Annotated in this window: 22 protein-coding genes; 3 read left to right on the forward strand and 19 right to left on the reverse strand. The window is 72.7% G+C overall.

The genetic code is table 11. The annotated features are described in order from the left end of the window. Positions 1 to 9: 9 nt before the first annotated feature. From C0216_RS31475 to C0216_RS31510, 7 genes are all read right to left on the reverse strand, one after another. On the reverse strand, positions 10 to 3105 hold the full coding sequence (locus C0216_RS31475) for a non-ribosomal peptide synthetase (protein WP_162793362.1): 3096 nt from the start codon (positions 3103 to 3105) through the stop codon (positions 10 to 12). Then, on the reverse strand, positions 3102 to 3893 hold the full coding sequence (locus C0216_RS31480) for a hypothetical protein (protein ID WP_114059185.1): 792 nt from the start codon (positions 3891 to 3893) through the stop codon (positions 3102 to 3104). The genes C0216_RS31475 and C0216_RS31480 overlap by 4 nt, the downstream gene beginning before the upstream one ends. Before the next feature lie 591 nt (positions 3894 to 4484). After that, complete coding sequence (locus tag C0216_RS31485) at positions 4485 to 5636, reverse strand: esterase-like activity of phytase family protein (protein ID WP_114059186.1); 1152 nt, start codon at positions 5634 to 5636, stop codon at positions 4485 to 4487. A gap of 187 nt (positions 5637 to 5823) precedes the next feature. Beyond that, a complete protein-coding gene (locus tag C0216_RS31495) occupies positions 5824 to 8445 on the reverse strand; it encodes an RICIN domain-containing protein (RefSeq protein ID WP_114059187.1) in 2622 nt (873 codons plus the stop codon). 42 nt (positions 8446 to 8487) lie between these two features. Next, positions 8488 to 10863, reverse strand: a complete 2376-nt coding sequence (locus C0216_RS31500) for a non-reducing end alpha-L-arabinofuranosidase family hydrolase (protein ID WP_114059188.1) — start codon at positions 10861 to 10863, stop codon at positions 8488 to 8490. A 440-nt stretch (positions 10864 to 11303) separates the two neighbouring features. Then, positions 11304 to 12878, reverse strand: a complete 1575-nt coding sequence (locus tag C0216_RS31505) for a sigma-70 family RNA polymerase sigma factor (protein ID WP_114059189.1) — start codon at positions 12876 to 12878, stop codon at positions 11304 to 11306. Between the two features lie 331 nt (positions 12879 to 13209). Next, complete coding sequence (locus C0216_RS31510) at positions 13210 to 13833, reverse strand: hypothetical protein (RefSeq protein ID WP_114059190.1); 624 nt, start codon at positions 13831 to 13833, stop codon at positions 13210 to 13212. 232 nt (positions 13834 to 14065) lie between these two features. Between C0216_RS31510 and C0216_RS31515 the strand changes: the two genes are divergently transcribed. The 3 genes from C0216_RS31515 to C0216_RS31525 all read left to right on the forward strand — a co-directional run bounded on the left by C0216_RS31515 (position 14066) and on the right by C0216_RS31525 (position 16251). Continuing rightward, a complete protein-coding gene (locus C0216_RS31515) occupies positions 14066 to 15430 on the forward strand; it encodes a helix-turn-helix domain-containing protein (protein ID WP_428985508.1) in 1365 nt (454 codons plus the stop codon). A gap of 75 nt (positions 15431 to 15505) precedes the next feature. After that, positions 15506 to 15751 carry a helix-turn-helix transcriptional regulator gene (locus C0216_RS31520; protein ID WP_114059191.1) on the forward strand — a complete coding sequence of 82 codons (246 nt, stop codon included), beginning with the start codon at positions 15506 to 15508 and terminating at the stop codon, positions 15749 to 15751. Between the two features lie 38 nt (positions 15752 to 15789). Further along, positions 15790 to 16251 carry a hypothetical protein gene (locus C0216_RS31525; RefSeq protein ID WP_174250583.1) on the forward strand — a complete coding sequence of 154 codons (462 nt, stop codon included), beginning with the start codon at positions 15790 to 15792 and terminating at the stop codon, positions 16249 to 16251. 94 nt (positions 16252 to 16345) lie between these two features. Here C0216_RS31525 and C0216_RS34020 read toward each other — a convergent pair whose 3' ends face one another. From C0216_RS34020 to C0216_RS31580, 12 genes are all read right to left on the reverse strand, one after another. Next, the gene (locus C0216_RS34020; RefSeq protein WP_174250575.1) at positions 16346 to 16516 is read right to left on the reverse strand and encodes a hypothetical protein; all 171 of its coding nucleotides are present in this window, start codon (positions 16514 to 16516) and stop codon (positions 16346 to 16348) included. Between the two features lie 26 nt (positions 16517 to 16542). Further along, entirely contained in the window at positions 16543 to 16980 is a 438-nt protein-coding gene (locus C0216_RS31530; RefSeq protein WP_114059193.1) for a hypothetical protein, read from the reverse strand. Next, positions 16980 to 18437 (reverse strand): phytoene desaturase family protein, encoded by a 1458-nt coding sequence (locus C0216_RS31535; RefSeq protein ID WP_114059194.1) that lies wholly within the window; start codon positions 18435 to 18437, stop codon positions 16980 to 16982. The genes C0216_RS31530 and C0216_RS31535 overlap by 1 nt, the downstream gene beginning before the upstream one ends. After that, positions 18434 to 20152, reverse strand: a complete 1719-nt coding sequence (locus C0216_RS31540; RefSeq protein ID WP_114059195.1) for an ABC transporter ATP-binding protein — start codon at positions 20150 to 20152, stop codon at positions 18434 to 18436. The genes C0216_RS31535 and C0216_RS31540 overlap by 4 nt, the downstream gene beginning before the upstream one ends. A 60-nt stretch (positions 20153 to 20212) precedes the next feature. Further along, on the reverse strand, positions 20213 to 20932 hold the full coding sequence (locus tag C0216_RS31545) for a class I SAM-dependent methyltransferase (RefSeq protein ID WP_246043050.1): 720 nt from the start codon (positions 20930 to 20932) through the stop codon (positions 20213 to 20215). Beyond that, a complete protein-coding gene (locus tag C0216_RS31550; RefSeq protein WP_114059196.1) occupies positions 20929 to 21474 on the reverse strand; it encodes a hypothetical protein in 546 nt (181 codons plus the stop codon). The genes C0216_RS31545 and C0216_RS31550 overlap by 4 nt, the downstream gene beginning before the upstream one ends. After that, entirely contained in the window at positions 21471 to 22487 is a 1017-nt protein-coding gene (locus tag C0216_RS31555; protein WP_114059197.1) for an alpha/beta fold hydrolase, read from the reverse strand. Before C0216_RS31555 ends, C0216_RS31550 begins: the two co-directional genes overlap by 4 nt. Continuing rightward, the gene (locus C0216_RS31560) at positions 22484 to 23320 is read right to left on the reverse strand and encodes a hypothetical protein (RefSeq protein WP_114059198.1); all 837 of its coding nucleotides are present in this window, start codon (positions 23318 to 23320) and stop codon (positions 22484 to 22486) included. The genes C0216_RS31555 and C0216_RS31560 overlap by 4 nt, the downstream gene beginning before the upstream one ends. A gap of 127 nt (positions 23321 to 23447) precedes the next feature. Continuing rightward, positions 23448 to 23627, reverse strand: a complete 180-nt coding sequence (locus tag C0216_RS31565; RefSeq protein WP_114059199.1) for a hypothetical protein — start codon at positions 23625 to 23627, stop codon at positions 23448 to 23450. Positions 23628 to 23780: 153 nt separating this feature from the next. After that, entirely contained in the window at positions 23781 to 23981 is a 201-nt protein-coding gene (locus C0216_RS31570; RefSeq protein ID WP_114059200.1) for a hypothetical protein, read from the reverse strand. A gap of 384 nt (positions 23982 to 24365) precedes the next feature. Then, positions 24366 to 24548 carry a hypothetical protein gene (locus C0216_RS31575; protein ID WP_114059201.1) on the reverse strand — a complete coding sequence of 61 codons (183 nt, stop codon included), beginning with the start codon at positions 24546 to 24548 and terminating at the stop codon, positions 24366 to 24368. A 194-nt stretch (positions 24549 to 24742) separates the two neighbouring features. Beyond that, positions 24743 to 25210: an RNA polymerase sigma factor gene (locus tag C0216_RS31580; protein WP_162793363.1), complete on the reverse strand. Its 468-nt coding sequence runs from the start codon at positions 25208 to 25210 to the stop codon at positions 24743 to 24745. Positions 25211 to 25217 lie beyond the last annotated feature (7 nt).

Consider the following 25217-nt stretch of genomic DNA (forward strand, 5'->3'; position numbering starts at 1 on the left):
TCGGTTCCGTCAGACGAGCCGGCGCAGCCGGTCGGCGAGAGCGGCGGGGGTGGGGGTTTCGAACACGTCGGTCAGCGCGAGCCTGACACCGGTGATGTCCTTGATCCGCTGGGCGAGGGCGACGGCCAGCAGCGAGTGCCCGCCGTTGGCGAAGAAGTGCGCTCCGGCGTCGAGGTCGCTGCGGTCGAGCAGTTCGGCGAAGAGGCCGACGACGGTGGACGTCAGGTCGTCGTCCTGCGCGCCTGCGGCGGGTTCCGCGCCGGGGCCGGCGACGGCCGGGCCGCAGTGCCGGGCCGCCTGCTCGGCGAGGGCCAGGTGGTCGACCTTGTCGCTGCCGGTGCGGGGGAAGGCGTCCACGGCGATGAACCGGTGCGGGACGACCGAGCGCGGAAGCTGCCCGCGGGCGTGGTCCCAGAGTTCGTCCACGGCCCCGGGGCGGCCCGGGACCCGGACGAAGGCGGCCAGGTAGCCGTCCGCCCCGGGATCGCCGACGACCACGACCGCCGCGGCCTCGACGTCGGGGTGGGTGAGCAGCACCGCCTCGATCTCGGCGGGTTCGATCCGGTTGCCGCGCAGTTTGACCTGCCGGTCCATCCGGCCGAACAGGTCGATCCTGCCGTCCGGCCGCCAGCGGGCCACGTCCCCCGAGCGGTGGAAGCGCCCGTACTCGGCGTTCTCGCCGAAGCGCTCCGCGGTCAGGTCGGGCCGCCCGTGGTAGCCGGAGGCGACGCCGACGCCGGCGACGCACAGCTCTCCGCGCAAGCCCACCGGGAGGGGCCTGCCGTGGGGGTCGGCGATGAAGATGCGGGTGTTGGCGACGGGCGCGCCCACGTCGACCCTTCCGCCGTGGCCGGCCGGCACGCGGCCGGCGGTCGCCCAGATGGTGCTCTCGGTGGGGCCGTAGACGTTCCAGAGGTCGGCGCCGGCGTCGAGCAGCCGGGTGGCCAGTTCGGCGGGCAGGGGTTCACCGCCGGTGAGCAGGACGCGTCCGGCCATCGCGTCCGCGGCCTCGCGGGCAACGATCCGCCACGTCGTGGGGGTCGCCTGGAGCAGGCCGATGTCGTGGGTCGTGACGGCGGCGGCCAGCAGGGTGCCGTCCGTGCGCGCCTCGTCCGGGAGGACCACCGTGTGGCCGCCGTGGAGCAGCGGCATCATCAGTTCGAGCGAGGAGGTGTCGAAGCTGTACGTGCTGAGCCAGCCGGTGGGGCGCGGGGAGCCGGCGACGCCGAAGCGGTCGGCGTAGTCGACGATGTGGTTGGCGAGGCTGCCGTGCCGGATCGGGATGCCCTTGGGCCTGCCGGTCGAACCGGAGGTGTGGATCACGTAGGCGAGGCCGTCGGGGTCGGCCTTGACTGCGGCCTCGTCCACCGGCACCCGGGGCACCTGCTCCCAGTCGGCGGCGGGGACGGCGGTGCGGCCCTCGGGAGCGGTGATGCCGGCGCCGACGATGACGACGCGGGCCTGCGTGTCGTCGAGCTGGTAGGCCAGGCGCTCGGCGGGGTGCTGCGGGTCGAGGGGAAGGTAGGCCGCGCCCGCGAGCCAGGTGCCGAACACCGAGGCGGCCAGCGCGGCGCCGCGCGGCATGAGCAGGGCGACGACGTCACCGGGGCGTACGCCGGCCTCGGCCAGCCGGGCGGCCGTGTCGACGGCCGCCGACCACAGGGCGCCGTAGGTGGCCGTACGGTCGCCCTCCCGTACGGCCACGGCCGCGGGGTCGGCGGCGGCGCGGCGGGCGAAGCCGGTGAGCACCGACGGCAGTCCGATCGCGCGGGCCGTGGCGTTTGCGGCGTCGATGATCTCGTGGTCGCGGGCGGACCAGTACTCCAGGGAGGCGATCGGCGTGTCCGCCCCGGTGCCCAGGGCGACCAGCAGGGCGTCGTAGCGCCGGACCATCAGTTCGACGTCCGACCGGTCCAGGACCCCGGTGTAGAACACGGCGCGCACGGTGGCGGCGTCCTGGTTGGCGGAGACGAAGAACTCCAGGTCGAACTGGCTGAATCCGTTCTCGACGACGAGGAGCTCGGCCTCGGCTCCGGCGAGGGTGAAGGTGCGCTGGTCCTCGGCGAAGGGGACGTAGTTGAAGACGTGCTTGAACAGCGCGTTGCGCCAGCCGGAGCCGTCGCGTTCGACCATGTCCAGCACGTCGTCGACCGGTACGTCCTTGTGCGCCATCGCCTCCATGAACGTGCGCCGGGTCAGGGCCGTGAGGTCCCGGAAGGTGGCGTTGCGGTCCATGAGCAGGCGCAGGACCACGAGGTTGCTGTGGTAGCCGACCGCGTCCACCGCCTCGCGGGGGCGGGTGTTGACGGGGGAGCCGATGGTGAGGTCGGGGCCGGCGCCGTGCGCGGCAAGGAGGACCGCGTAGGCCGTGAGCAGGACGACGGACTCCGGTGCCCGCAGCTCGCGCTGGAGGCGGCGTACGACCGCGTGCGCCTCGGCCGACAGGACGTGGGTGACCTCGTCGCCCCGGAGGGTGGTGACGGGCTGGTCGCGCTGCTCGCAGAGGAGTTCCAGGCCGGAGGAGCGGAAGCCGGCCATGCGGTCCTGCCAGTAGCCGCGGCTCTCGGGGGACGGTGCGGGCTCGCGCAGGGCGGGCACCACGGCGGGTACGGGGCGGCGGCCGTCCAGCACCGCCTCGTAGAAGGTGGCGAACTCGGCGCGCAGGATGGCCGTCGACTGCACGTCCGACACCGCATGGTGCACGGCCAGGCACAGCACGTCGTGGTCCGGCCCGTGCAGCAGCAGAGCGCGCAGCAGGGGGCTGCCGTCCGGTGTGAAGGGGCGGGCCACGAAGGCCGTCAGCACGGCTCGTTCCTCCTCCGCGCTGCCGTGGTGCTCCGCCTCCTCCAGCCCGACGGTGAGGGACGGCACGACGGACCTGGTCAGCTCGGCGCCCTGCCGGTGGTAGACCGTGCGCAGCACCTCGAAGCGGTCCGTCAGGAGTCCCAGGGCGTCCGCGGTGGCGGCTTCGTCGAGGCGGCCGCGCACGCGCAGGGCCAGCGACAGGTTGTTGGCGCCGCTGCCCGGGACCAGCTCGTCGAGGAGCCAGAGGGTGGTCTCCTTGCGGCTCGCCGGTACGCGGCCGGCCGCGGCTTCGGTGCTCACGCGTGCTCTCCCGGGCGGCTCGCCAGGACCTTGCCGACGGCTTCGGCGATGGCGGGGGTGCGCAGGAGGTCCCGGTGCTCGGCCTCGAAGCGCCACTCGTCGGCGACCTCGATGGGGGCGACGCCGGGTGTGGTGCGCATCCGGTTCAGCCCGCTGGTCGCACTGGCGGAGGTGACGACCGTGGCCCCGCTCCAGCCGGGGCGCGGGTCGAGGTGGGCGGCGGTGCCGAGATAGGACATGAACGAGCCGACCAGCTGCACGAGTTCGCCGGCGTAGTCCTCGTCGAGTCCGGCCCGCCGCAGCGCCGCGGTGCCGATCGGGCGGAAGGTCGTGTACAGGCCGGCGGCGAAGGAGGCCGGAGTGGTGTCGGGCCGATCGGCGAGGCGCTCGGCGGCGGCAGACAGCTCAGCCGTCTCCTCCGGGGTCAGAACGGTGGTCATGTTGCCGATGACCCGGCCGAACTGGAGGTGGACGGTGGGCACATCGACAAGCTCGGGGTCGAACAACACCACACGCGGCGTGGTCTGCTGCCGTGCGCCGATCTTCTCGGCGAGAACGCCGGCGAAGACGGAGCCCGCGCAGTAGCCGAGCACGGCGCGAACCGTGCGGCCGGATGCGGCCACCTCGGAGAGCCAGGGCTCCAGGTAGCTGTCGTCCAAGGCGTCGGTCTCGGGGTCGCGGACCGGGGCGACGGTCTGCCACAGGTCGCAGTCCAGCTTCAGACCGGGCGCCAGATCGGCGAATCCGCCCTCGTTCCGCCCCGTCACCGGGAAATCGGCCGCGAGCACGATATCGCTGCCTGCGTCGACTCCTGCATCCGAAACGACATTCCACACTGTGGGGTTGGGCATATCGATCCCCCGAAAGTAAAAGTTTCGTCGATTGCTTTTTCTCGACCATCTCCGGCCAGGCCAGGGCAGAGCTTAGGGTCGCCAATCGGCACTGTCCACAAGCAGATGATCATGCTCGCCGACTCTGCGGTCGGAGGCACTTCGAACCCGCGGAATATCCACCCCAAGCATTTCGGACACGCTGCGAGCGGTTTCCGCCAATCCCTGTCGCGACCCGCCCCCATTTCCGGGAAGTTTCACAGGCCACGCACCCCTTCGGGCGTATGGGACGCCACCTGGACACCCATCGAGGACCCCTGGGCGGAACTTCCGGGATGTCCCGGTTCGCCGCGTGACGGCCGCCACATGCGAAGGTCCGACACCCCCTCGGACCCCGGCCGGATCACGGTGTCCTGTGGTGCGGGCAGCCGACCGGGCCCCGACCCAGGGGAAGGGGTCGGGGCCCGGGCGTGGTTGCCGGTCAGCGGCGGAAGGTGTCCTTGGCGTCTTCCACCCCCACCGGGCGGCCGGCGGGCTGCCGCCGCAGGGTCAGCGGATGCCGAGGGCGACGATCTGGGTGATGGCCTCCTCGGCGAAGTTGTCGTCGCTGACGAGGATCAGCAGCCGCTCGCCGGAGGGCAGGTCCGGGCCCCACGTCATGCCCTCGGTGTTGTCGACGGCGGAGAGGCCCAGGGTGTCGAAGTCCGCGACGAGCTTCTTGCGCATCGGCATGACGGCCTGCCCGGCCAGCGACTCCGTCCCGCGCACATCGGTCGCCCCGCGGGTGGTGGCGTCGAAGAGGCGGATCTTGTAGCCCGCGCCGGCGACCCAGGTGCGTTCGAGCACGAGGTAGCGGTCGGGCTGGTCGGGGAACGCGAGGATGGACGGGACTCCGGTGTCCGGGCCCCACGGGCTGGCGGGGTCGTTCTCGGCGAAGATCTTCTCCAGCGGGTAGGCGAACTGGCCGAGGACGCGGCCGCCGCGGTCCTGTTGCGTGACGCGGACCAGCGCTCCGTTGTCCACGTCCGGCTCGGGGCCGTCCTGGAGCAGCGGGCCCTCGACCGCGCTGGTCACCACCTTGCCCCGGGAGCCGAAGGTGAACGCCTCGACCGCCTGGTTCCGGCGCGGGCCGCGCTCCTCCATCGTGATCTCGTAGTTCGGCGGCAGCCGCAGCTCGCCGAAGTGGTCACCGGTGGCGGTGGCGTACCGGATGGACGGCTGGACCACCGGCGGGCCGACCTCCTTGGGACGGTCGCCCTCCTGGGCCCACCAGTAGTCGCAGCTGCGCGGGTCGACCCGGATCTCCTCCGGGTCGACGGCCTTGCCGTCCCCCGCGGTGGGGGGCAGGTAGACCGCGCCGTCGGGCTGGAGGAAGGGGTGGGTACCGGTGAAGTCGACCGCGTGCACCCCGCCGGCGTCCACGTCCAGCTTCGCCGTGTAGAAACGGGCGGGCTGGAGGTATGAACGGTCGTCGCTGATGAACACGTACTCGCCGGTGCACGGGTTGCGGTCGATGCCGGACAGGCCGCCGACCGTGGTGTCCTGGAAGACGAGCTTGTGCGGAACGGTCTTTTCACCGAGCAGGCGGGCCTGTACGGCGCGCCCCGCCCCCTGCCCGGGGGGTTCGGGTTGGGCGGCGGCAGCCACGGCGGGGGCCAGGGTCGAGGTCAGCAGCAGGGCGGCGGTGCACGCACGGCGCATCAGAGAAGAACTCACCCGGTGATCATGGCCCGTGTCGAGCCGGGGCACAGTCGCCCGATCGGGTAGGAGCCGCGCCGCGCGGGTTGTGGTGCCACCTGACGGCCGGGCGGACGGGCGGACGGGCGGACGGGCGGACGGGCGGACGGGGCCGCAGGCTGTCGGGTCTGCGGCCCCGTCGGGGGTCGGATCAGGAGGGGTCGCCGTACTGGAGGCCGCGGCCGTTGGTGCCTACGTACACGCGGCCGAAGGCGTCGGGGTCGCCGGTGATGACGCCGGTGCCGCCGATGCTGCCCCACTGGTGGGCGTCGTCGTTGACGCGGAGCCAGGTGGCGCCCTTGTCGGTGGAGCGGAAGACGCCGGTGGTGTCCTTGACGGTGCCGATCAGGTACAGGGCCTGGTAGGAGGCGCCCGGTGCGGCCTTGCCGAAGCCGATGGCGGAGGCCGACTTCACCGCGGCGAGCCCGGTGAAGGTGCGGCCGCCGTCGGTGGAGTGCAGGAGGCCGTGGGCGCCTCCGGCGATCCACAGGTCCCCCGCGGCTCCGGGGACCGCCTTGAGCCGGCCGCCGGCGGGCAGGCCCGCGGCGCGGGCGGTGAAGGTCGCGCCGCCGTCGGTGCTGGCGTACAGGGTGCCGCCGGACAGGGAGTAGAACGTCCGGGCCGAGGAGCGGTCGGCGACGACGGCGGCGTCGGCGCCCAGGCCGTTGACCTTCGACCAGCTCGCTCCCCTGTCCGTCGAGCGGTACGGGGGCTGGCCGGTCTGCGTCCAGACGATGGCCGAGCCGTCGGCGGAGAGCGCCACCCTGCCGGTGTCGGCGCCGGCCACCGGTTCGGAGGCGAAGCCGTTCCAGGTGCGGCCGCCGTCGGTGGAGTAGGCGCCGTCCTGCGCGCCGCCCCGGCCGACGCGGACCATCATCGAGGGGTTGGACTGTGCGAAGTCGATCGATGTGCTGTTGGTCATCATCGGGTTCTTCAGCCGGCCGGCGGGCACCTCGGTCAGGGAGTCGTGGCGGAATCCGCCGAGGTCGCCCATGGCCGTGATGACGTGGGCGCCGCCGGGCGGGGCGATCGCGTCCAGCAGTGCGGTCTCCTCCAGCCCGCGGGCGCCCACGTGCCAGTGGCTGGTGCCGCCGCTGTCGGAGGCGTTGGCGTCCTTGCTGCGCAGGATGCCGCTGCCGGTGCCGTACAGCACGTGCCCGGAGTCGAAGGGGTCGATGGCCAGGGCGGTCATCCAGTGCCCGGTGCCGGTGCCGACGTACGGGGCGGCGGAAGCGTCCCGTACGGACTTGTCGGCCAGGGCCTTCCACGTCGTGCCGCCGTCGGTGGTCCGGTAGACCTCGTCCTCCGGCCACCAGCGGCCGAGGGTGGTGACCATCACCGTGGAGGGCTTGCGCGGGTCGACGGCCAGACCGGAGAACCCGTAGCTGCCCTGGGAGGGGGAGACGTTCCGCCACGTTCCGCCGGCCGGCGTGTGCTTCCACACCGAGCCCGCCGTCACGCCGTTGGGGCCGAGGGCGTTGGTGTACGTCAGGTACAGCGAGCCGTCGCCGGAGAGCACGCCGTGCTGCGGCATCTGGCCGGTGGGCTGCCCGGGGACGGCCTGCCAGGTGCTGCCGCCGTCGGTGGAGCGGTAGAGGGAGGTGTTCCGGTCGGCGACGCCGACGTAGACGGTCTTGCTGCCGGCCGGTCCGTACGTCACGAAGGAGATGCCGGCGCCGCTGCCCGCCCCGTCCTTGACCGGGAACGAGGAGACCTGGCTCCAGGTCGCGCCGTGGTCGGTGGTGCGCCACAGGCCGTTTTTGCGCGTGCCCAGCAGGAGGGTGCCGTTGGCCGCGGGGTCGACCGCCAGCCGTTCGCCCGCCCCGCGGCCGTCCTCGTTGCCGCCGAGCTTGAAGGGCAGGTCGGTGCGCTGGAAGGTGCGGCCGCGGTCCTTGGAGCGGAGGATGGCGCCGTTGCCCGCCCAGTTGTTGGTGTAGGTGCCGGCGGCGAGGTAGAGCCGGTCGGGGTCGACCGGGTCGGTGGCCAGCGCGTCGATGCCCAGCAGGTTCCAGTCCTTCTCGCCGATCCAGTCGGTCAGCGGGATCCACTGTTCGGCCCCGGTGTCCCAGCGGTAGGCGCCGCCCATGTCGGTGCGCGCGTACAGCAGGCCCTTCTCCCGGGGGTTGAACACGAGCCCGGTGACGTAGCCGCCGCCCACCACCTGGGCGTTGCGCCACGTGTACGGTCCGGACACCGTGGGCCCGGCCGTCCTGACCAGCTTCCACTGCTGGTTGGTGCCGCCGTGGCCGCGGTACTGGATGACTGCCGCGCCGTCGGCCGTGGAGCCGCCGGAGACGTCCAGGACCTGGCCGCTCCTGCGGGAGGTGAGGACGACGGCACCGGAACCGCTCACCTCGTCGATCCGCCATTCCTGGGAGGTGGAGGAGGTGTCGGTCTGCTGCTCGGCGGCGGCCGCCTGGGCGGTCGAATCGCCTGCTATGCCCAAAACTTTGCCGCTGTTGCGGTTGACCAGCTCGTAGTGGCCGTCCCCGGTGGGGCGCAGCTTCCACTGCTGGTTGGCGGTGTTCTGGTCGGTCCACTGCTGGAGGCGGGTGCCGTCGGCGGTGGAGAAGGCGTTGACGTCCAGCGCCTTGCCGCTGCGTACGGAGACCAGCCGGTAGAAGGCGTTGCCGTCGATCGTCGCGGCCTGGGAGTCGTCCTGCACATACAGGAGATACGGCACGAGGACGGCGGGCACGCCGAGCAGGAGTCCGGTTCCGGTCCAGCGGCGGCGGTGGCGTCCGCGGGACCGGCCGTTCGTGGGGTTCTTCATGGGGGGTTGTTCTCCTTGCGTGGTGCTGTGGCTCGGGGCGGGTCAGCGCTGCAGGGTGAGGAGACCCGGCCGGTACGGCAGTCGGTCGTACGGGCCGCCTGCTGCGGGGGACTTGCCCTGGTAGAGGAACCGCAGGTTGCAGGGATCGATGGTCATGGTCTGGTCGGGGTTGTCGCGGACCAGGTCACCGTGGCTGATGTCGTTGGTCCAGGTGGCACCGCTGTTCACCTTGCCCGCGAAGGGGTTGCCCTCGCTGTCGGCCTGCGGGGTCCACGAACCGCTGAGGCTGGAGGCCGTGAACGAGCGGAAGTAGCGCGCCTGGTTCGCACCCCTCGCCTCGACGATCATGAGGTACTGGTTCTGGCCCTGGACCTTGTAGACCTGCGGCGCCTCGAACAGGTTGGCGGGCGTGTCGCTCATGACTGTGGTGTACGAGGAGCCGAAGTTGCCCGGGAAGTTTCCGATGGGCATGCTCGCCCGGTAGATCTTGCCGTTGTCACCGGCGAAGAACAGGTACATGTTGTGGTCGTCGGCGATCAGGGTCTGGTCGATCGGGCCGGTGGGGGATTCGCTGCGGGGGATGCTGCCGGTGAACAGCGGCTGCGGCGCGGACCAGCCGTCGGGGTTGGCCGGGTCGCTGGACGTGCGGTAGATGAACGGCCACGGGCCCCACTGGTATGCCAGCACCCAGATCTTCTTGGGCGCGAAGTAGAACAGCGTGGGGGCCACCGCGGCCTGGCTCATGCCGGTCTGGCGGGCCGACGCCATGTCCGACCAGTTCGTGAAGGGCCCGGACATCATGGAGCCGTACGAGGATCCGGAGAAGTTCGACCCGTAGACCAGGTGCTTGCCGTTGTGCGTCACGTGGGTGAAGTCCTTGAGCGAGGCCCACCCGTTGGCCGGCTGCGCCAGCGCACCCGTCGACGTCCACCGGTACGTGGACGGGAGGGCACAGGTGCCCGTCGGGGCGGGCATTGCCGTGGCCGGTGTCCCGGACGGGCCGGTCCACTTCTGGTTGCCGCCGGACCAGCAGGAGTGCAGCTGGATCTTGGTGCGGTTGGCGGTGGCCGCGCCGACGGCGTCGAGGCACAGCCCGGAGTGGACCCCGGAGATCGTGCCGTCGGCGTTGGCGTTCCACTGCTGGCCGGCGCTGCCGTTGCAGTCCTCGATGACCACCGCGGTGCCGTTGGCCGTGCCGTTGCCCTTGGCGGCCAGGCACTTGTTGCCGTAGACGGTCAGCTGCTTGCCGGAGGTGCGGGTCCAGCGCTGATTGGGCCGTCCGTGGCAGTCCCACAGCTGCACCTGGGTTCCGTTGGCCCTGGTGGAGCCCTTGATGTCGATGCAGCGGCCGGAGGCGACGCCCTTGATCGTGCCGGTGCCGGTCCCGGGGGTGGTGCCGGCGGCTGCCTTGAAGGCGTTCACGACGGCGGTGTAGGCGGCCTTGGGGTTGCCGTTTCCGTCGAACAGCAGGGCGTTCTCTCCCCTGCGCCAGGAGTCGCTGTCGCGGATGCCCCAGACGGTGATGCCGGTGCACCGTGCGACGGACAGGCAGGCCTTCACCGTGTCGGCGTAGTGGGTCGGCGACGCCTGGGCGATGTCCAGCTCGGTGATCTGGACGTCGACGCCCAGGGCGGCGAAGTTGGCCAGGGTGGTCCGGAAGCTTGCCGGGGGGCCGCCGGCGCCGAAGTGGCTCTGGAATCCGACGCAGTCGATCGGCACGCCGCGGGACCTGAAGTCCTTGACCATGCTGTAGACGCCCTGCGTCTTGGCGTCCGACCAGTTCTCGATGTTGTAGTCGTTGTAGCAGAGCCTGGCGGAGGGGTCGGCCGCGCGGGCGGTGCGGAACGCCTCCTCGATGAAGCCGTCGCCCAGCACGTCCTGGAACACCGAGCTGCGGTGCCGGGTGGAGCCGTCGGCGAACGCCTCGTTGACCACGTCCCAGGAGTGGATCCTGCCCTTGTAGCGGGTCATCAGGGTGGTGATGTGGTTGTTCATCACGCCGCGCAGTGTGTTCGCGTCGCGGATGGAGCCGACCCAGGACGGGAGCTGCGCGTGCCAGACCGCGGTGTGGCCGCGCAGGCGCTGACCGTGCGCGGCGGCGCGGTTGACGATCTGGTCGGCCGGGCCGAAGGTGAACCTGCCGCGGGACGGCTCGACGGCGTCCCACTTCATCTCGTTCTCCGGGGTGACCATGGTGAACTCCCGGTCCAGGAGGGCGGTGTACTTCGCGTCGCCGAGCCTCCCGGCGGCCACCGCGGTACCGAAGTACCTGCCGGAGGGCGCCGCCTGCGTGCCCAGGGGTGTCGCGGCTCCCGCGGAGCCGGGGACGAGCGTCACGGCACCGCCGACCAGCGCCGCGGCCGCCAGTCCGATCGCCAGTGTCCGGCGGCGCCGGCCGCGCCGGTGCAGGCCCTTCATGCCGCTCCTCGGTGGTTGCGGGGCGCCTCGGAGAGGAGCCGCTCCTGCGTACGGGGCGTGCGGCGTTCACGGGTTTCTCGCGTCATGGTGCGCTTTCTTCCGGGGATGTGCCGATGGGTGGGGGGCCTCCGGCGCCGGCTCGCATGGTGAGCGGCGGGAAGAACCCCACGAAGTGGAGGCTTGCGAACGCGTGGCCGCGTAACGGAAAAGCCGCGTCACCCCGGTGATCGCCCCGTGATCCATCTCGCAGGCGAAAAGTGTTACGCCGAGCCCCGCGGTCCGGTCGTGCGTCGACGCGGGCCGGTCGGCCCGGAGGGGAAGCGCGCAGTGCCGGAGCCGGGTGCGGGCCCGCCGGTGGTCACCGCGCGGCACCGTCCGCGGTGGTCAGCGGGCGGTGCTCAGCGAACAGCGGTCAGCGGACGGTGGTCAGCGAACGGTGGTCAGGGCCGGGCCTTGCGGACGACGAAGGAGGCCTGCCCGGCGAAGGCGGGGGTGCCGTCGGAGCCGTCGAGCCAGATGCCGCCGTCGCGGTGGCGGACGACCGATCCCGGGTAGTTGTGGGCGTGCAGGGTCACCGACCCCGCGGCCGTTCCGGGGCGGGGGCAGAAGGTCGCGTCCTTCCGGAAGAGCTCGCTGCCGTCGTCGGTGCTCAGCCGCAGCCGCAGGTAGTGGTGCCGCAGGTAGCGGCCGTCTGCTGCGCGGAAGGTGACGCACCGCGTGTCGGCGAGCCCCCGGACCACCGTGAACGTGGCGCGCTGCCGTGCCTGCGTGCCGCCGGACTCGGAGAGCCGGCCCAGCGTCGCGAAGTCGCCGGCGTACGTCAGGTAGAGGTCGGGCCGGTCGACGGACTCCAGGGTGTGCGCGCCCAGCGGAACCGTGCCCGGGGGGACGGCGGACGGACTCGCCGGCGGCGATGCGGCCGGCGTGGGGGTGCCCGACGGGACCGGCGCGGCACTGCCGGCCGTGGGGTCGGCGGTGGGAGCGGCCGTGACGCCGGGCTTCCGGGGCGGCGTCGGCTCCGGCCAGGCTGCGTAGGTGGCGGCACCGGTGACGAGCACCGCGCCGGCGGCGAGGCACGCCAGCGGATGGGCGGTCACCGCGTGGAGCTTGCCGGCCGCCGCGCCGTGCAGACCGCCTCCCTTCACGGCCGTGCCGGCGGCGACGGGCGTCATGGCAGGTGCGGCGGTGGCGGCGCTCGCAGCGGAACCCGACAGCAGGCCCTTGGCGGCCAGCGCGGCGAGGAGACCGGCGGGCACGGCCAGGGGCGCGAGGCTGAGGAGCAGCAGCTCGGCGGGGACCCGTTCCGCGGTCGTCGCCGTGCAGAGCGGGCAGTCGCGGGTGTGCCGCGCGATCCGCTTCCGCCACACCGAGGCAGGCAGACCGTCCCAGCCGGCGACGGTCTCGCCGAGCTGCGGGCATCGCGGGCGGGCCGCCAGGGCGGCGACGATCGTCCGGCTCAGGTCCAGCTGCTCGCGCATGCGCTGCAGGCGCACTCCGGCGTGGGCGACGGTGAGGCCCGTCGCCGCGGCGATGTCCTCCCGGTTGAGCAGTCCGGCCTGCTCCTGCCACCAGAGCGACAGCAGGACCCGGTGGTCGGGGTCGAGCCACCGGCCGGCTGCGGCGATCCGGCGGCGCTCGTCCGACACCTTGAGCCGCAGGATCGTCGCGTCCTCGGGTTCGGGGCCGTCGTCCGGCAGGTGGAGTGCCTCGTCGATGACGGCGGTCCGGCTGGTGGTCGCGCGCTGCCGCTGCCAGTGGGTCTGTATTTGGCGGAGCGTGATCGACACCAGCCAGGAGCGGAAGCTGTCGGGGGCGCGCAGGGCGGGAAGGTCGCGCACCGCGCGCAACAGCGTCTCCTGGACGACGTCGTCGACGTCGGCATGTGCGCTCAGCGCACGCCGGACGATGTTGTACACCAACGGCAGGTAGGCGGCGATCAGCTCCTCGCGCGCCCGGTCGTCCCCGGCCTGCGCCGCGACGACCAGGGCCGCGTGGTCCGCGTCCGTGAGCCCCATTGCCACCTCTCCCCTTTACGGCGTCAGACCCTAACGTCCGCACAGGTGTGCGGCCAAAGGCCGTGGCCCCGGGCCGCGGAAGGGGCCGCCGCGGGCGTGGGGATGTCCGGAAGCCGGTGCGCCGTGGTGCGCCCTTCGGGGTGAGGGCTGCTCCTCGCCGCGGTTTCGCCCGTCGTCGTCCGCAGCGGCTTCCGGTTCCGGTTCCTCGCTTCCGCGGACCCGGCAGAGCTGCAGGTGGCCGAACCTCAGGTCGACCACGGTGCCGACGAGTGCGGGCTGCGCCGGGGCCGTCCTCACGGCGGCTGCGGCGGTAGGACGGCCCCGCTGTCGGTCAGTGGAGCTTGTTGACCGCCGTGGTGGTGGTCTTCTTGAAGGCGGGGACGGGGGCGTCCTTGAAGGATCCCATCTGGGCCCAGCGGACGACCGTGACCGTCCTGTCGTCCCGGCCCACCGAGAAGAGCGCGATGTCGTTGGCGCCCCAGGACGTCTCGGTGTGCAGGCCGCGGACGCGGGCGCCCTCCTCGACCGGCAGCTTGCCGTAGTCGCGGCCCTCGGCCTCGACGTCGGGCGTGGACTTCTCGATGCGGGCGGCGCAGGTGCGGATCAGGTCGTCATAGTGCTTGGCCAGGGCCTTGGCGTGGGCGGCCGTGTCCGCCACGACGGTGAGCTGCACGGCGGTGGTGTCCAGGTCGGTCCGGAACTCGCGGTGGCGGTAGTCGTAGGAGGGCACGCCCTCCGTGCTCACGCAGAAGCCGAGGGCCTCCGGGAAGCCTTCGGTGACCGGGCCGGCGGTCCAGGACGACGACGGGTGCGGCGGCAGCTGGGACGCCGACAGGAACTTCGGCGCGGCGGGCTTCGGTGCGGCGACGGCGGCCGGTGCGGTGAGGAGCGTGCCGGCCGCGACGGCGGTGGCGGTGAGGGCGGTGAGGGCGCTGGTTCGGATGCGCATGGACATGGGTGTCCCCCGTGACTGAATGCGTTGGATGTGGATGCCGCGGCGGGGCCGGCTGGTCGGCGCGGGCCTGGCCGGTGCGACACCAAGAGCATCGGGGATCGCGGCGGCCGGGCGCAACGACCGCTGGCCGGTCCGCCGGGGTGGAACCATCCCAGGCCGTCTGACGTGCAGGTATACGGGTGCCTGGGATGCCGTCCCGGGCGGGGCGGGGCGTACGAGGACGGGGGGACCGGTGTCGGCACAGGGCGACGGCGTCAGCGACAGCGTCGGCGAGGTGGCGGAGTTTGCGGCGCTGCTGCGGGAGCTGAAGGGGCGTACGGACCGCAGCTATGCCCAGCTGGCCCGCCGCCTGGGCATGAACACCTCGACGTTGCACCGGTACTGCGCGGGCGAGGCGGTGCCGCTCGACTTCGCCCCGCTGGAACGCTTCGCGGCGCTGTGCGGGGCGACGTCGGAGCAGCGTCTGGATCTCCACCGGCGGTGGATGTCGGCCGTGGCAGCCCGTCGGCGGCCTCGTACGGCAGGCGGGCCGGGTGAGGTGCCGCAGGCCGGGGGTGCTCCGGTTGCCGAGAGCGGGCCTGTGCCCGCGCTCCCGCCCGCGCCCACGCCCGCGCCCCCGCCTGCGCGCCTGCCTGCGCCCCGGCGCCCCTGGTACCGGCGGCGGAGCCTGGCGGTCGGGCTGGCCGCCGTCCTGGCCGTCTTCGGGGCGGTCGGGGCACTGTCCGCGCTGCCGGACGGGCGGCGGGCGGCCGCCTCGGGCGCGGCTGCCCCGGTCGCTGCTCCGACCGCGGCCGGGAGTGCGGCCGGGAGTGCGGCCGCCGGGAGTGCGGAAGCCGGAGGGCGGGAGCAGCCGGACGCCTCACCCGGTCCGGGCGGAGCCGCGGCCTCCGAGCCGCCCGCGGGCTCCGCCGTGCCGGAGCCGGGCGCCCCGCGCCCGTCCGGCGCCGCATCCGCCCCGCCTCGCGGCGGGCAGTCCGACGGGCTGCCGTTCGCCTGGTCCGTCAACGCGCACGGGTGGCAGTTCGGTTGCGGTCACAGCTACGTCGTCGCCAAGCCGCCGGGGCAGGTGCCCCCGCCGCCCGTCCCACAGGACGGGGCGGCCTGGGCTGCGGCGCAGGGTGCGGTGCACGGTGGGGAGACGTACGTGCGGTTGTCGGTGCAGGGCCGCAGCGACACCGCCGTCGTGCTGGAGGCGCTGCGGGTGCGGGTGGTCGGCCGTACGGCGCCGGTCCGGGGCAGCGCCTACGCCATGGACCAGGGCTGCGGCGGGGCGGTCACTCCGCGCTACTTCGCCGTGGACCTGGACAAGGACCGGCCGCTCGCCCGCGCGGTCGCCGGGAACGACGCCGGCACGCCGATCCCTGCCGTGAGCATGCCGTACCGCGTCTCGGCGAAGGACCCCGAGGTGCTGCTGGTGACGGCCGGGACGAAGGGGTGCGACTGCCTCTGGTACCTGGAGTTGGACTGGTCCTCCCAGGGCCGTCAGGGCACCGTGCGGATCGACGAGGGCGGGCGCCCGTTCCGCACCAGTGCCGTCGCGGGTCTGCCCCGGTACGCGTACGACACGGTGGGGCGCCGCTGGGAGCCCTCCCGCTGACGGCCGGGCGCACCGGTTGATGCCTGTGGGGCAGCCGTGTTGTGTGACTGCTCGTCAATGTAGTACTTCTTATACATGAGCGAGCAGGTGCACAACAGGCTGGCGGTGGTGAGGGCCGAGCGCAAGGTGTCGCGGCAGGCCCTCGCCGACACGGTGGGAGTCCACTACCAGACCATCGGCTACATCGAGCGGGGGCAGTACAACCCCAGCCTCGACCTGGCGCTGAAGATCGCCGGGTTCTTCGGACTGCCGGTGGAGGCGCTGTTCTCCCTCGAGCCGTTCCGGCCGCTCACCGACGAGGTCTACGGGAGGAAGCAGTGACGACCGCGACGAAGCTGGACCGGCGGATGTACGCCGTCATGAACGACCGGGCGGCAGCCCCGATGTACGCGACGGCCGCGCGCAGGCGGGCCGTCATCGGCGCCCACCTCCTGCTCACCGCGGCCGGCTTCGCCGCTTGGTCCGCCACGATGTTCAGCGATGCGCGCTGGCCGCTGTTCGCCATGCTGGCCGTGCTGCCGCTCTGGGTGGTGGCCACCGGCGCCATCAACGGTGCCACCCGCGGACTGCTGGAGCTGCGCAGCCGGATGCTGGACGAGCGCCAGCTCGCCGAGCGGGACCGCGTCCATGCCGTCGCCCACCGGAGCACCGGGCTGCTCCTGCTGCTCGCTGCGGCCGGTGTGGGCGCGGCCGGATGGTTCGGGGGCCTTCAGGTCGAAGGGCTGGTCGCGCCGGTGCTGTTCGCCGCGCTGACCGTGCACTGGCTGATGCCGCTCTGGGTGGCCGGCCTGCGGATCCAGGACGATCCCGCCGAAGACTGACGCGCGGGGTGTCGGCCCCCCTCGCTGTGTCCCGCGCCGCCGGGGCCGCGCCCCGGGAAGTGGGGCCCGGCCCCGGCGGTTTGGGGGGGGTGGGTCAGGTGGTCGGGGGGTTCTCCGCGAGCTGGCGGCGGAGTTCCAGGAGGGTGCTCAGGGCCTGGCTGTACATCAGGAGGCTCTTCTCGCTGTGCGAGGTGATCGCCGTCTTGATCTCGGCGTAGGTGTGGGTGATGAGCTGGTCGAGGTCCTGCTTGTCGATGCCGTTCACGGGTTTCCTTCCTTCGGGGCAGGTGGTTACGGTCGGGTGACGGGCCAGGAGGTGAGGCTCTGCCAGGAGCCGCAGTCCCGGGTGTCCTCCGTACCCTTGCAGACGGCGATGGAGCCGGTCGTGGTGGGCATGTACGACTGGCGCACCCGGACGTCGACGGTGTCGTTGCCGCAGACGGTGGCCTGCTTGCGCGGCGGCGTCGGCACGAAGTCGAACTGCCAGCGCGCCCACACCGAGTAGCAGCCCTCGCCGGTGTTGGCGAGGCGTCCTTCGGCGACCACCTGGAGCAGCCCGCCGGTGGAGGGCCGTTCCACCCAGCGTCCGCCCGAGGCGGTCGCCGTCTCGTGGGAGGCGGACCATGCGACGCCGCGGGCCGGCTTGTCCTCGGCGGCCGCCGGGGCGGCGAGGGGGAGGATGCAGCACGCCGCAGCGGTGACCGCTGTGGCCCAGGACCGGATACGCATCAGAGCAGTGCCTTTTCTTTCGGGCCCAGGGAGGGCGGGGTGGAGACGCCGTGGTGGCGGCGGAGCGCGGACAGGGCGGCAAGGTGGCCGCACATGCCGTGGACGGAGGGGCCCGGCGGGGTGGAGGCCGAGCAGAGGTACACCCCGGGGAGCGGGGTGGTGTAGGGGTCGAGGCGGGGCGTCGGCCGGGCGAGGGACTGGCGCAGGGTCATCGCCCCTGCGGCGATGTCGCCGCCGACGTAGTTGGGGTTGTACATCTCGTACGAGGCGGCCGACATGCCCCGGGAGGCGATGACGGTGTCGGTGAAGCCGGGCGCGTACGCCTCGATGCGGGTGCGGATCAGGTCGACGGGGTCGCGGGTGTCTCCGTGCGGGACGTGCGCGTACGCCCAGACGGGCCGCCTGGCTCCGGAGGCGCGGCCGGGGTCGGTGACCGCGGGGTCGACGACGAGGACGAACGGGTCGGGGATGCGCCGGCCGGCCGCGGTCGCGTTCTCCTGCCGGACGATGTCGGCGTGCGTGCCGCCCAGGTGTACGGTGCCGGCCCGGCCCACGAGCGGATTCGTCCAGGGGATGGGGCCGTCGACCAGGAAGTCGGCCTTGGCCGCGCCGGGCCCGTAGCGGAACCGGGCGAGGGCGTTCCGGTAGCGGCCGGGCAGGCGGGAGCCGGCGAGGGCGAGGAACTCCTTGGGGCTCACGTCGAGCAGGACCAGCGGGACGTCGCCGAGTTCCGACAGGTCGCGGACGTGCCATCCGGTGTGGAAGGCGCCGCCGTGCGCGGTGATGTCGGCCGCCAGGGCGTCGGCGATACGGGCGCTGCCGCCTTCGGGCAGCGGCCAGCCGCTGCTGTGCGCGGTGTGGCCGAGGAGCATGGCGACCGCCGCCGATGCCGGGGAGGGCAGGCGGCCCACGGCGTGGGCGGCCACGCCGGTGAGGAGTGCCTTGGCCTCCTCGGTGCGGAAGGCGCCGAGGCCCGTCGTGTGCGCCAGGACGCGCGTCGCGAACCGCACGGCGGCCGCCGGGTCGCGGGGCAGGGTGCGCTGGTCGGAGAGGACCAGGTCGACGACCGACCGGGAGCGGGCGACCAGGGGTCCCATGAGGCGGGTCCAGCGGTCTGCGTCCGCGCCCAGGTGGGCGGCGGTGCGGGTGACGCTGCGCCAGGCGGCGGCCGCGCCCCCGTCCGGCAGGGGGTGGGCGTAGGGGATGTCGGGCTGGAGCAGGCGGACGCCGCGGGCCTGGAGGTCGAACCGGCGGAAGAAGGCGGAGGCGGCGGCCATCGGGTGCACGGCGGAGCAGATGTCGTGCACGACGCGGCTGTCGAACAGGGGCACGCTGCGCAGGCCGCCGCCGAGGGTGTCGGCCTTCTCGAACAGGGCCACCTTCAGGCCGGCGCGGGCGAGGGTGACGGCGGCGGCCAGGCCGTTCGGGCCCGTGCCGACGATCGCTGCGTCGGTCATGCGGCGGCTCCCACGGGGGCGAGCTGGCCCTCGGCGAGGCGCCGGTAGGTGGAGTCCTGCTCCATCAGCTCGGCGTGGGTGCCGCTGGCCCGCAGGCGTCCGTCCTCGATGACGAGGATGCGGTCGGCGCCGATGGTCGTGGACAGGCGGTGCGCGATGGCGAGGACCTGGCAGCGGGTGCTGATCTCGGTGATGGCGTCGCGCAGGGCCCGCTCGGAGTCGGAGTCGAGGTGGGAGGTGGCTTCGTCGAGCAGGAGGACGTCGGGGCGGGTGAGCAGGGCGCGGGCGATGGCCAGGCGCTGGCGCTGGCCGCCGGAGAGGCCGCTGCCGCCTTCGCCGAGCCGGGTGTCGAGGCCGTCGGGCAGGGCGTCGATGACGTCCGTCAGGTGGGCTGCGGCCACGGCCCGGGCGATGTCGTCCTCGCCGGCGTCCGGGCAGGCGTAGGTGAGGTTCTCGCGGACCGTGCCGCGGAGCAGGGGGGCGTCCTGTTCGACGAGTCCGATACGGGAGCGCAGGAAGTCCAGGGGCATGGCCGCGGTGGAGGTGCCGGAGAGGCGGATGGTGCCGCTGTCGGGGGTGTGGAAGCGTTCGATGAGCTGGAAGAGGGTGGTCTTGCCGGCGCCGGAGGGCCCGACGACGGCGGTGACGCCGGTGGCGGGGAGGGAGAAGGAGACGCCGTCCGTCGCGGGGGCGGCGCCGCCTTCGTAGGTGAAGGAGACGTCCTCGAACTCGACCGCGGGCCGGCCGGTGAGGGCGGTGCGGGGCGCTGCCGTGCCGCCCGGCTCCTGTTCGATGGCGGCCAGTTCCCGTACCCGGTCGATGGCGGCCCGGCCCTGCTGGAGCTCCCCGAGCGACATGAAGAACGTCACGAGGGGGGCAACCAGGTAGAAGAGGTACATGATGAACGCGGTCAGGTCCTGGGGCGGGAGGCTGCCCGTGGCGGTGCGCGCCATGCCCCAGGTGATGACGACGGCGAGGGAGACCTGGGTGCCGACGTTCATGGCGGGCATCAGCAGCGCCGACAGGCGGGTGACGCGGATGCCGCTGGTGCGGGCGGCTTCGGCGAGGCCGCCCAGGTGCTCGGCTTCGCGCCGCTCGGCCCGCGACGCCTTGACGGTGGTCAGGGCGCCGAGGACGCGCAGGAGCCCGGAGCCGTAGGCGCTGGTGTCCTCTCGGTTGGCGACGGCGGCCTTGCGGACGGCGCGGGCGACGGTGAGGGCGATCGCGCTGGCGGCGCCGAGGCAGCCCACCGTGGCCAGGAGCATCTTCCAGTCGATCCAGGCCATGACGGCGACGCAGCCGAGGGCGGTGAACCCGGAGGTGACGATCTGGGCGGCGGAGGAGGAGAGGGCGACGCGGGCGAGCGAGGTGTCCGCGACGGTGCGGGTGAACACGTCGCCGTGTTCCAGGCGGTCGAACGCCGGGATACGGGAGTGGAGCAGCCGGCCGGTGAGCGTCGTCCGCATGTCGAGGACGATGTTCTCGCCGGCGCGGCCGATCAGGTAGAAGTGCGCGGCGGCCAGGGCCGCGTCGGCGAGGAAGAGGGCCGCGATGCTGACGATCGGCCAGGTCGTGGGCGCGTCCGTGGCGACGGCTTCGATGAGCCGGCCGATGAGCAGCGGCTGCAGGAGGGTGGCCGCGGTGCCCGCCAGGCCGAGGACGACGCCGGCGGCCAGGAGCAGCCGGTGCCCTCGGACGATCTTGGATATGTTCACTCGTCAGCCCTCATTCGAGAAGAGATCGCGTCGCGTTGCCTTGGAGCCGGCCCGGCTCGGTCACCCGTCGGCGCGGGCGGTGTACCAGTCGTAGGGCTCGTGTTCGCCGGCCGGGACGACGTCCTCGACGGTGAAGCCGGCGCGGGCCAGGCAGGCCTGGACCTCGTCCCGTTCGATGAGGAGGACCTGCTCGCCGAAGGCCACGGGAGCCTTGCCGTCCTCGTCGACGCGGGTGTCCATGGTGAGGATGCCGGCGTCGTCGAGGGTGACGGTGAAGGTGGTGGTGCCGGGGCGGTCGGGGGTCGGCACGGTCAGGGTGTGCAGGTCGACGAGGGGCCGGTAGGTGGCGGTGGAGTAGTACTCCAGGCACAGGGCGGCGCCCGGCTCCAGGGCCTGCCGTACGTGGGTCAGGGCGCGGGTCAGTTCGCTGCGGGAGGACACGCACGCCAGGGATCCCATGGTGGAGTACGCGGCGGTGAAGGTGCCGGTGACGGGGAGGGGGCGGCGGAAGTCGGCCCGGACCAGTTCGACGTTGCCGGGGAGGCCCTTGGCGCGGAACTGCTCCAGCATCGGCTCGGAGTTGTCGATGCCGGTGACGTGGGCGGCGATCGACGCGACGGGGGCGGCGATGCGGCCGGTGCCCACGCCGACCTCGAGGACGCGGCCGCCGGCGACGTGGGGCCGGAGCCGGTCCACGGCCTCCCCGGTGGGCATGGCGGGGGCGATCAGCGTGTCGTACACGGATGCCACGGCGGTGCCGTACTGCACGTCCCGGGTCACCGGTTCACCTCTTCGTAGTCGAAGACCATGTCGTACTTGGGGTCCTCGCTGTGGTCGTAGCCGGAGTAGCGGACGAGCATCACCTGGAAGAGGGGGTAGCCCGGTTCGGGGGTGAGGCGCTGCCGCACGAACTCGTTGATGAGGTGGTAGGCCCCCTCCTTGGCCTCCTGGTGCAGCGGTGTCATCGCGCCGGGGTTGTGGAGCAGGGTGGACGCCACGTCGAAGATGGCCTTCTCGATGCGGCGGCCGGGGAACCAGAAGGCGTGGACGAGCTTGCGCGGGGCGATGGAGTACACCTCGCGCCACTCGGTGTGCTCCGACTTGTCGGCGGTGGCCAGCCGGTACAGGAAGTGCTGGTCGTCGACCGCCGGGTTGGGGGCGAAGAAGCGCCAGTTCGGGATGAGGATGCCCGTCCCGGTCTTGTCGGCCTTGCGGAGCTTGTCGTAGCTGCGGTCGGGGTGCTGGCTGAGGACGGAGGCGACGAACCATCCGGCGAGGATGGCCGGCACCGCCTGCTGCATCACGGTCTTCGCCTTGCTCATGCCGCTTCCCTCCGGTCCGGGCCGTCGTCGCCGCGGCGGGCGGCGGCGTCTGCGACCGCCTGCTCGATCGCCTTGGCGGTGTGCGGGGTGTGTTCCGTTCCGCCCGTCACGGAGACGTGGGTGGATCCGGGGATGGTGATGATGCTGCCTCCGTCGCCGGACGCGACGTACTCCTCGTAGAGGTCGTGGTGTTCGGGGATGTCCCGTACCGTCGATTCGGCGGCGACCACCCACACCGGTATATGCAGGCGGTCGAGCGGGCGGCCGCCGTCGAGCATGAAGGCGTACGAGTAGTTCCACTCCCGCAGGGCGGCGCGCCAGGTGGAGGGGGCGGACCCCTCCAGGCGCAGGGCCCGGTGGTGGGGGCTGCCGGCCGCGAAGGCGAACATGCCCTTCTTGTCCATGAGCAGTCCGGCGCCGAGGGTCGCGGACCAGGGGCCCAGCTTCATCGTCAGGTTGGCGGCGCGGGCGCCCTCGCGCTGCTTGCGGGAGTGGATGAGCTCGCGCGGGTGGTTGGGGTCGACGAGGACGACGCCGTCCACGCGGTCGGGGGCCGCGGCGGCCGCCCGGTGGGCGATGTAGCCGCCGAGCGAGTGCCCGGCCAGGACGCAGGCGCCGTCGGTGCCGGCTCCGTCGGCGATGACCTGGAGGAGGTCGCCGACGGACTCGTTCAGCGAGTAGTCCTCGGGGCAGCGCCGCAGCGAGCTGCCGTAGCCGGCCCGGTCGTAGACGAGCACGGAGATCGACGGGTCGAGGAAGTCGGCGAGGAGCAGCCAGGAGGTGGCGGTGTTCATCAGCCCGGCCTCGCACACGAGGGTGGGGCCGCCCGGGGTTCCGCGGCGTACGTGGTACGTGATGATGTTGCCGGTGTCGCACCGGACGCGGCGGCGTTCGAAGCCGGCGTGGCGGCGGGTGCGGGTCGCCAGCTCGGCGTAGCCCTGGTGGGCGATGCCGGCGGCGAGGCATGCCGCCAGGCCGGCGCCGGTGAGGCGGGGGAAGGTCAGGGGCTTCACGCTGCCTCCTTGGTGCCCTTGGCGAGTGCGCGGACGGACGGGTAGGTGGAGACGAACGCCCAGGCGAAGCGGGAGAGTCCCATGAAGCGGGCGTTGGCCAGGTGGAAGGCGCCCATGGCCGCGAGCCCGGCGTCCACGTACTTGCCCTTCTTCAGCAGCAGGAGGGGGAAGCCGCACTCCAGGGCCAGCACGGTGTGGCAGATGGCACGGGACGCGGCGGGGTACTTCTCCAGCTTGTTGAAGAACCACTCGTCGCCGTAGGTCTGCGTGCGCATGATCTTGGCGAGGGCGTCGCCGGAGCGCCAGGCGTCGCCGGGGAGCTTGGCCCAGCCGGAGGCGCCGTACGACAGGACGGTCTGGGCGCCGATGAACTGGACGGCGGCGTTGCGGGTGGCGTCGGTGCCGCCCGCGCGGCCGAGGGCGGCGGCCGTCTGCACGAGGAAGGACACCTGGTCCGAGCCGTCGGTGCCGAACAGGTGGCGCGGGTAGACGGCGAGCTGGCTGCCGACCAGGTAGGCGTTGGCGGCCATGCGTACGGAGTTGTTCCGCACCGGCGAGATCAGGACGGCTGCGGCCAGGACCCGTGAGGCGTGGATGGCCTGGGTGACCGGCTCCCGGGCGACGAAGTCCTTGACCGCCTGGGTGGCCTTCGTACGGCCGGGAACCTGGGACCTGGTGTGGTTCCAGTCGTTCAGGCCGCCCGGCTGCCGGTCGGTCCTGCGGACGAGGTATTCGAGGCTGGACAGCAGGTGTGTGGCGGCGGACAGCCGTTCCGCTGTGGCGAGCGGGTGCGCACACGCCGCTTCAGCGACTCGGCGGAGACGTGACAGCATGATCTGTTCCTGATCGCAGCATGGGTGGGTGGAGGGCCGCGGGGGTGGAGGCCGGAGGAGTGCGGGGGCGGAGGAGTGCAGGGGCGGAGAGCCGGGAACCGCTGAAGGCTCGCCGCCCCTGATCCGCTTACTTCTGGCAGGCCTTGACGGCCGCACCGACGCCGGCGGCGGCGACGATGATGGCGGTGGCCTTGGCGCCGCCGACGAAGCCGACGGTGAACGCGGCCGGGGTCGCCATCACGGGCGCGACCGGGCTCTCGGCGGCACGGGCGGCACCGGCGTTGACCTTCTCGATCAGCACGGACATGACTGTTCCTCCAGTTGTCTGGTAATACGGGGAAGAGTGCGCCCGGTGTCGGCAGACATGTGGACTGTCTGCCGGCACCGGTCACACGTGGGCCGGACGCGGGCCGGGGTCCGTGTCAGGACCGGGCGCCGGACACGGCAGGGGCCGACCGGGTCAGCCGGTGGCGGTCTTGTAGGCCACCGCGGCGGCACCGGTGACGACGGCACCGCCGACGACGTAGCCGGCCGTCTTGGCGATGACCGGGGTGGCGATGATGGCCGGGGTGGCCATGACGGGGGCCGCGGCGCCCGCGGGCGAGCCGGCGTGCAGCTCGCCGTTGACGGCGGGGTTCAGGTTGACCTTCTGGATCAGCACGGTGCTTTTCCTTTACTGGCGTGTTCTGTGGATTGCGGATCAACCCGCTGTCTGCCTGAAAGCGGGCAGCGGGAAGTCTTGTTCGGCCTCGGCCCGCGGGAGAACTCCCGCTGTCGGGCGGGCGGGTGTGGGTGTTCCCGTCGGCGCCCCCGGGAAAGGGGTTCATCCCGTCCGCCGCAGGAATACGGCGCGTGCGTGCGCAGCGCGCGCCGGCGGACGGACACGGGAAAGGCGCCGTGCGCGTGGCTCGTCCGGCGGGCCCTTTTCGGGCACGGCGGAAGTGAATAGCCGAACGGGTGGTGACGGGTAAGCGGCGCGCGGTGCGCGGTAATGCGCCGGTGCGGCGGTGGGGCCGTTGAGCCGTTGAGCCGTGGAGCCGTGGAGCTACTTCACCTTTGCGGTGGCGTAACCGACGGCCGCGGCGGTGACGAGGACAGCCGCCTTGCCGGCACACGGGGTGAAGACCAGCGACGGCGTGGCCATGACGGGCGAGACAGCACCCTCCAGGGTCCGCTGCGAGAGCGAGCCGGTGAGCGAGGCGTTCTGGTTCACCTTGTGCAAGAGCATGAGAGCACTCCGGGGTTCTTGTTCAGACATGGGACTCCCTCCGTGCGCGGGTGGATCGTGCGCATCGGCAGGGCCTCCCGCTCGCGAGTGCGGGGACGTCCGGCCCTTCGAGCCTGCCCCCGCGGCCCTTCCATCTGTTCAACCGCCGTGGGCCGCCGCTCGTATGACTGCCCCCGAAACTTTTTCGGCGGAGGTCAGGAGACCCGGCGGACTCCCCGGCAGAGGGCCTTCTTCCGCATGGCCTGGAGCCCGTGCTGCCTGGCGCGGGAGACGGTGCCCCGGTGGACACCGAGCACGGCCGCGGCATCGTCGATCGTGTAGTCCTGCACGTCGACGAGGAAGATGGCGGCCGCCTGCTTGCGCGGCACCTCGGCCAGCAGGCGCGCGACCTCCCACCGCGCCTCGCGCAGGGCCAGGGCGTCCCCGGCCTGCGGCCGGTCGGGCACTTCGTCGACGGGCATGTCCTGGGACTGGCGTCTCCTCAGGTCGTACGCCGCCGTGGTGACCGCCCGCATCGCGTACGCGGTCGGGTTGGCGTGTGCGAGCCAGGCGTCCGAAGCCTTCAGCAGCTTCAGGCAGGCGGTCTGGACGGCGTCGTCGGCATCCTCGCCGAGCAGTCGCGACGCCTGCCGCCGGAGCAGCGGTATTACGTCACGCAGCAATGCGTCC

The organism is Streptomyces globosus, assembly GCF_003325375.1.
In the GTDB taxonomy this organism is placed as follows: domain Bacteria; phylum Actinomycetota; class Actinomycetes; order Streptomycetales; family Streptomycetaceae; genus Streptomyces; species Streptomyces globosus_A.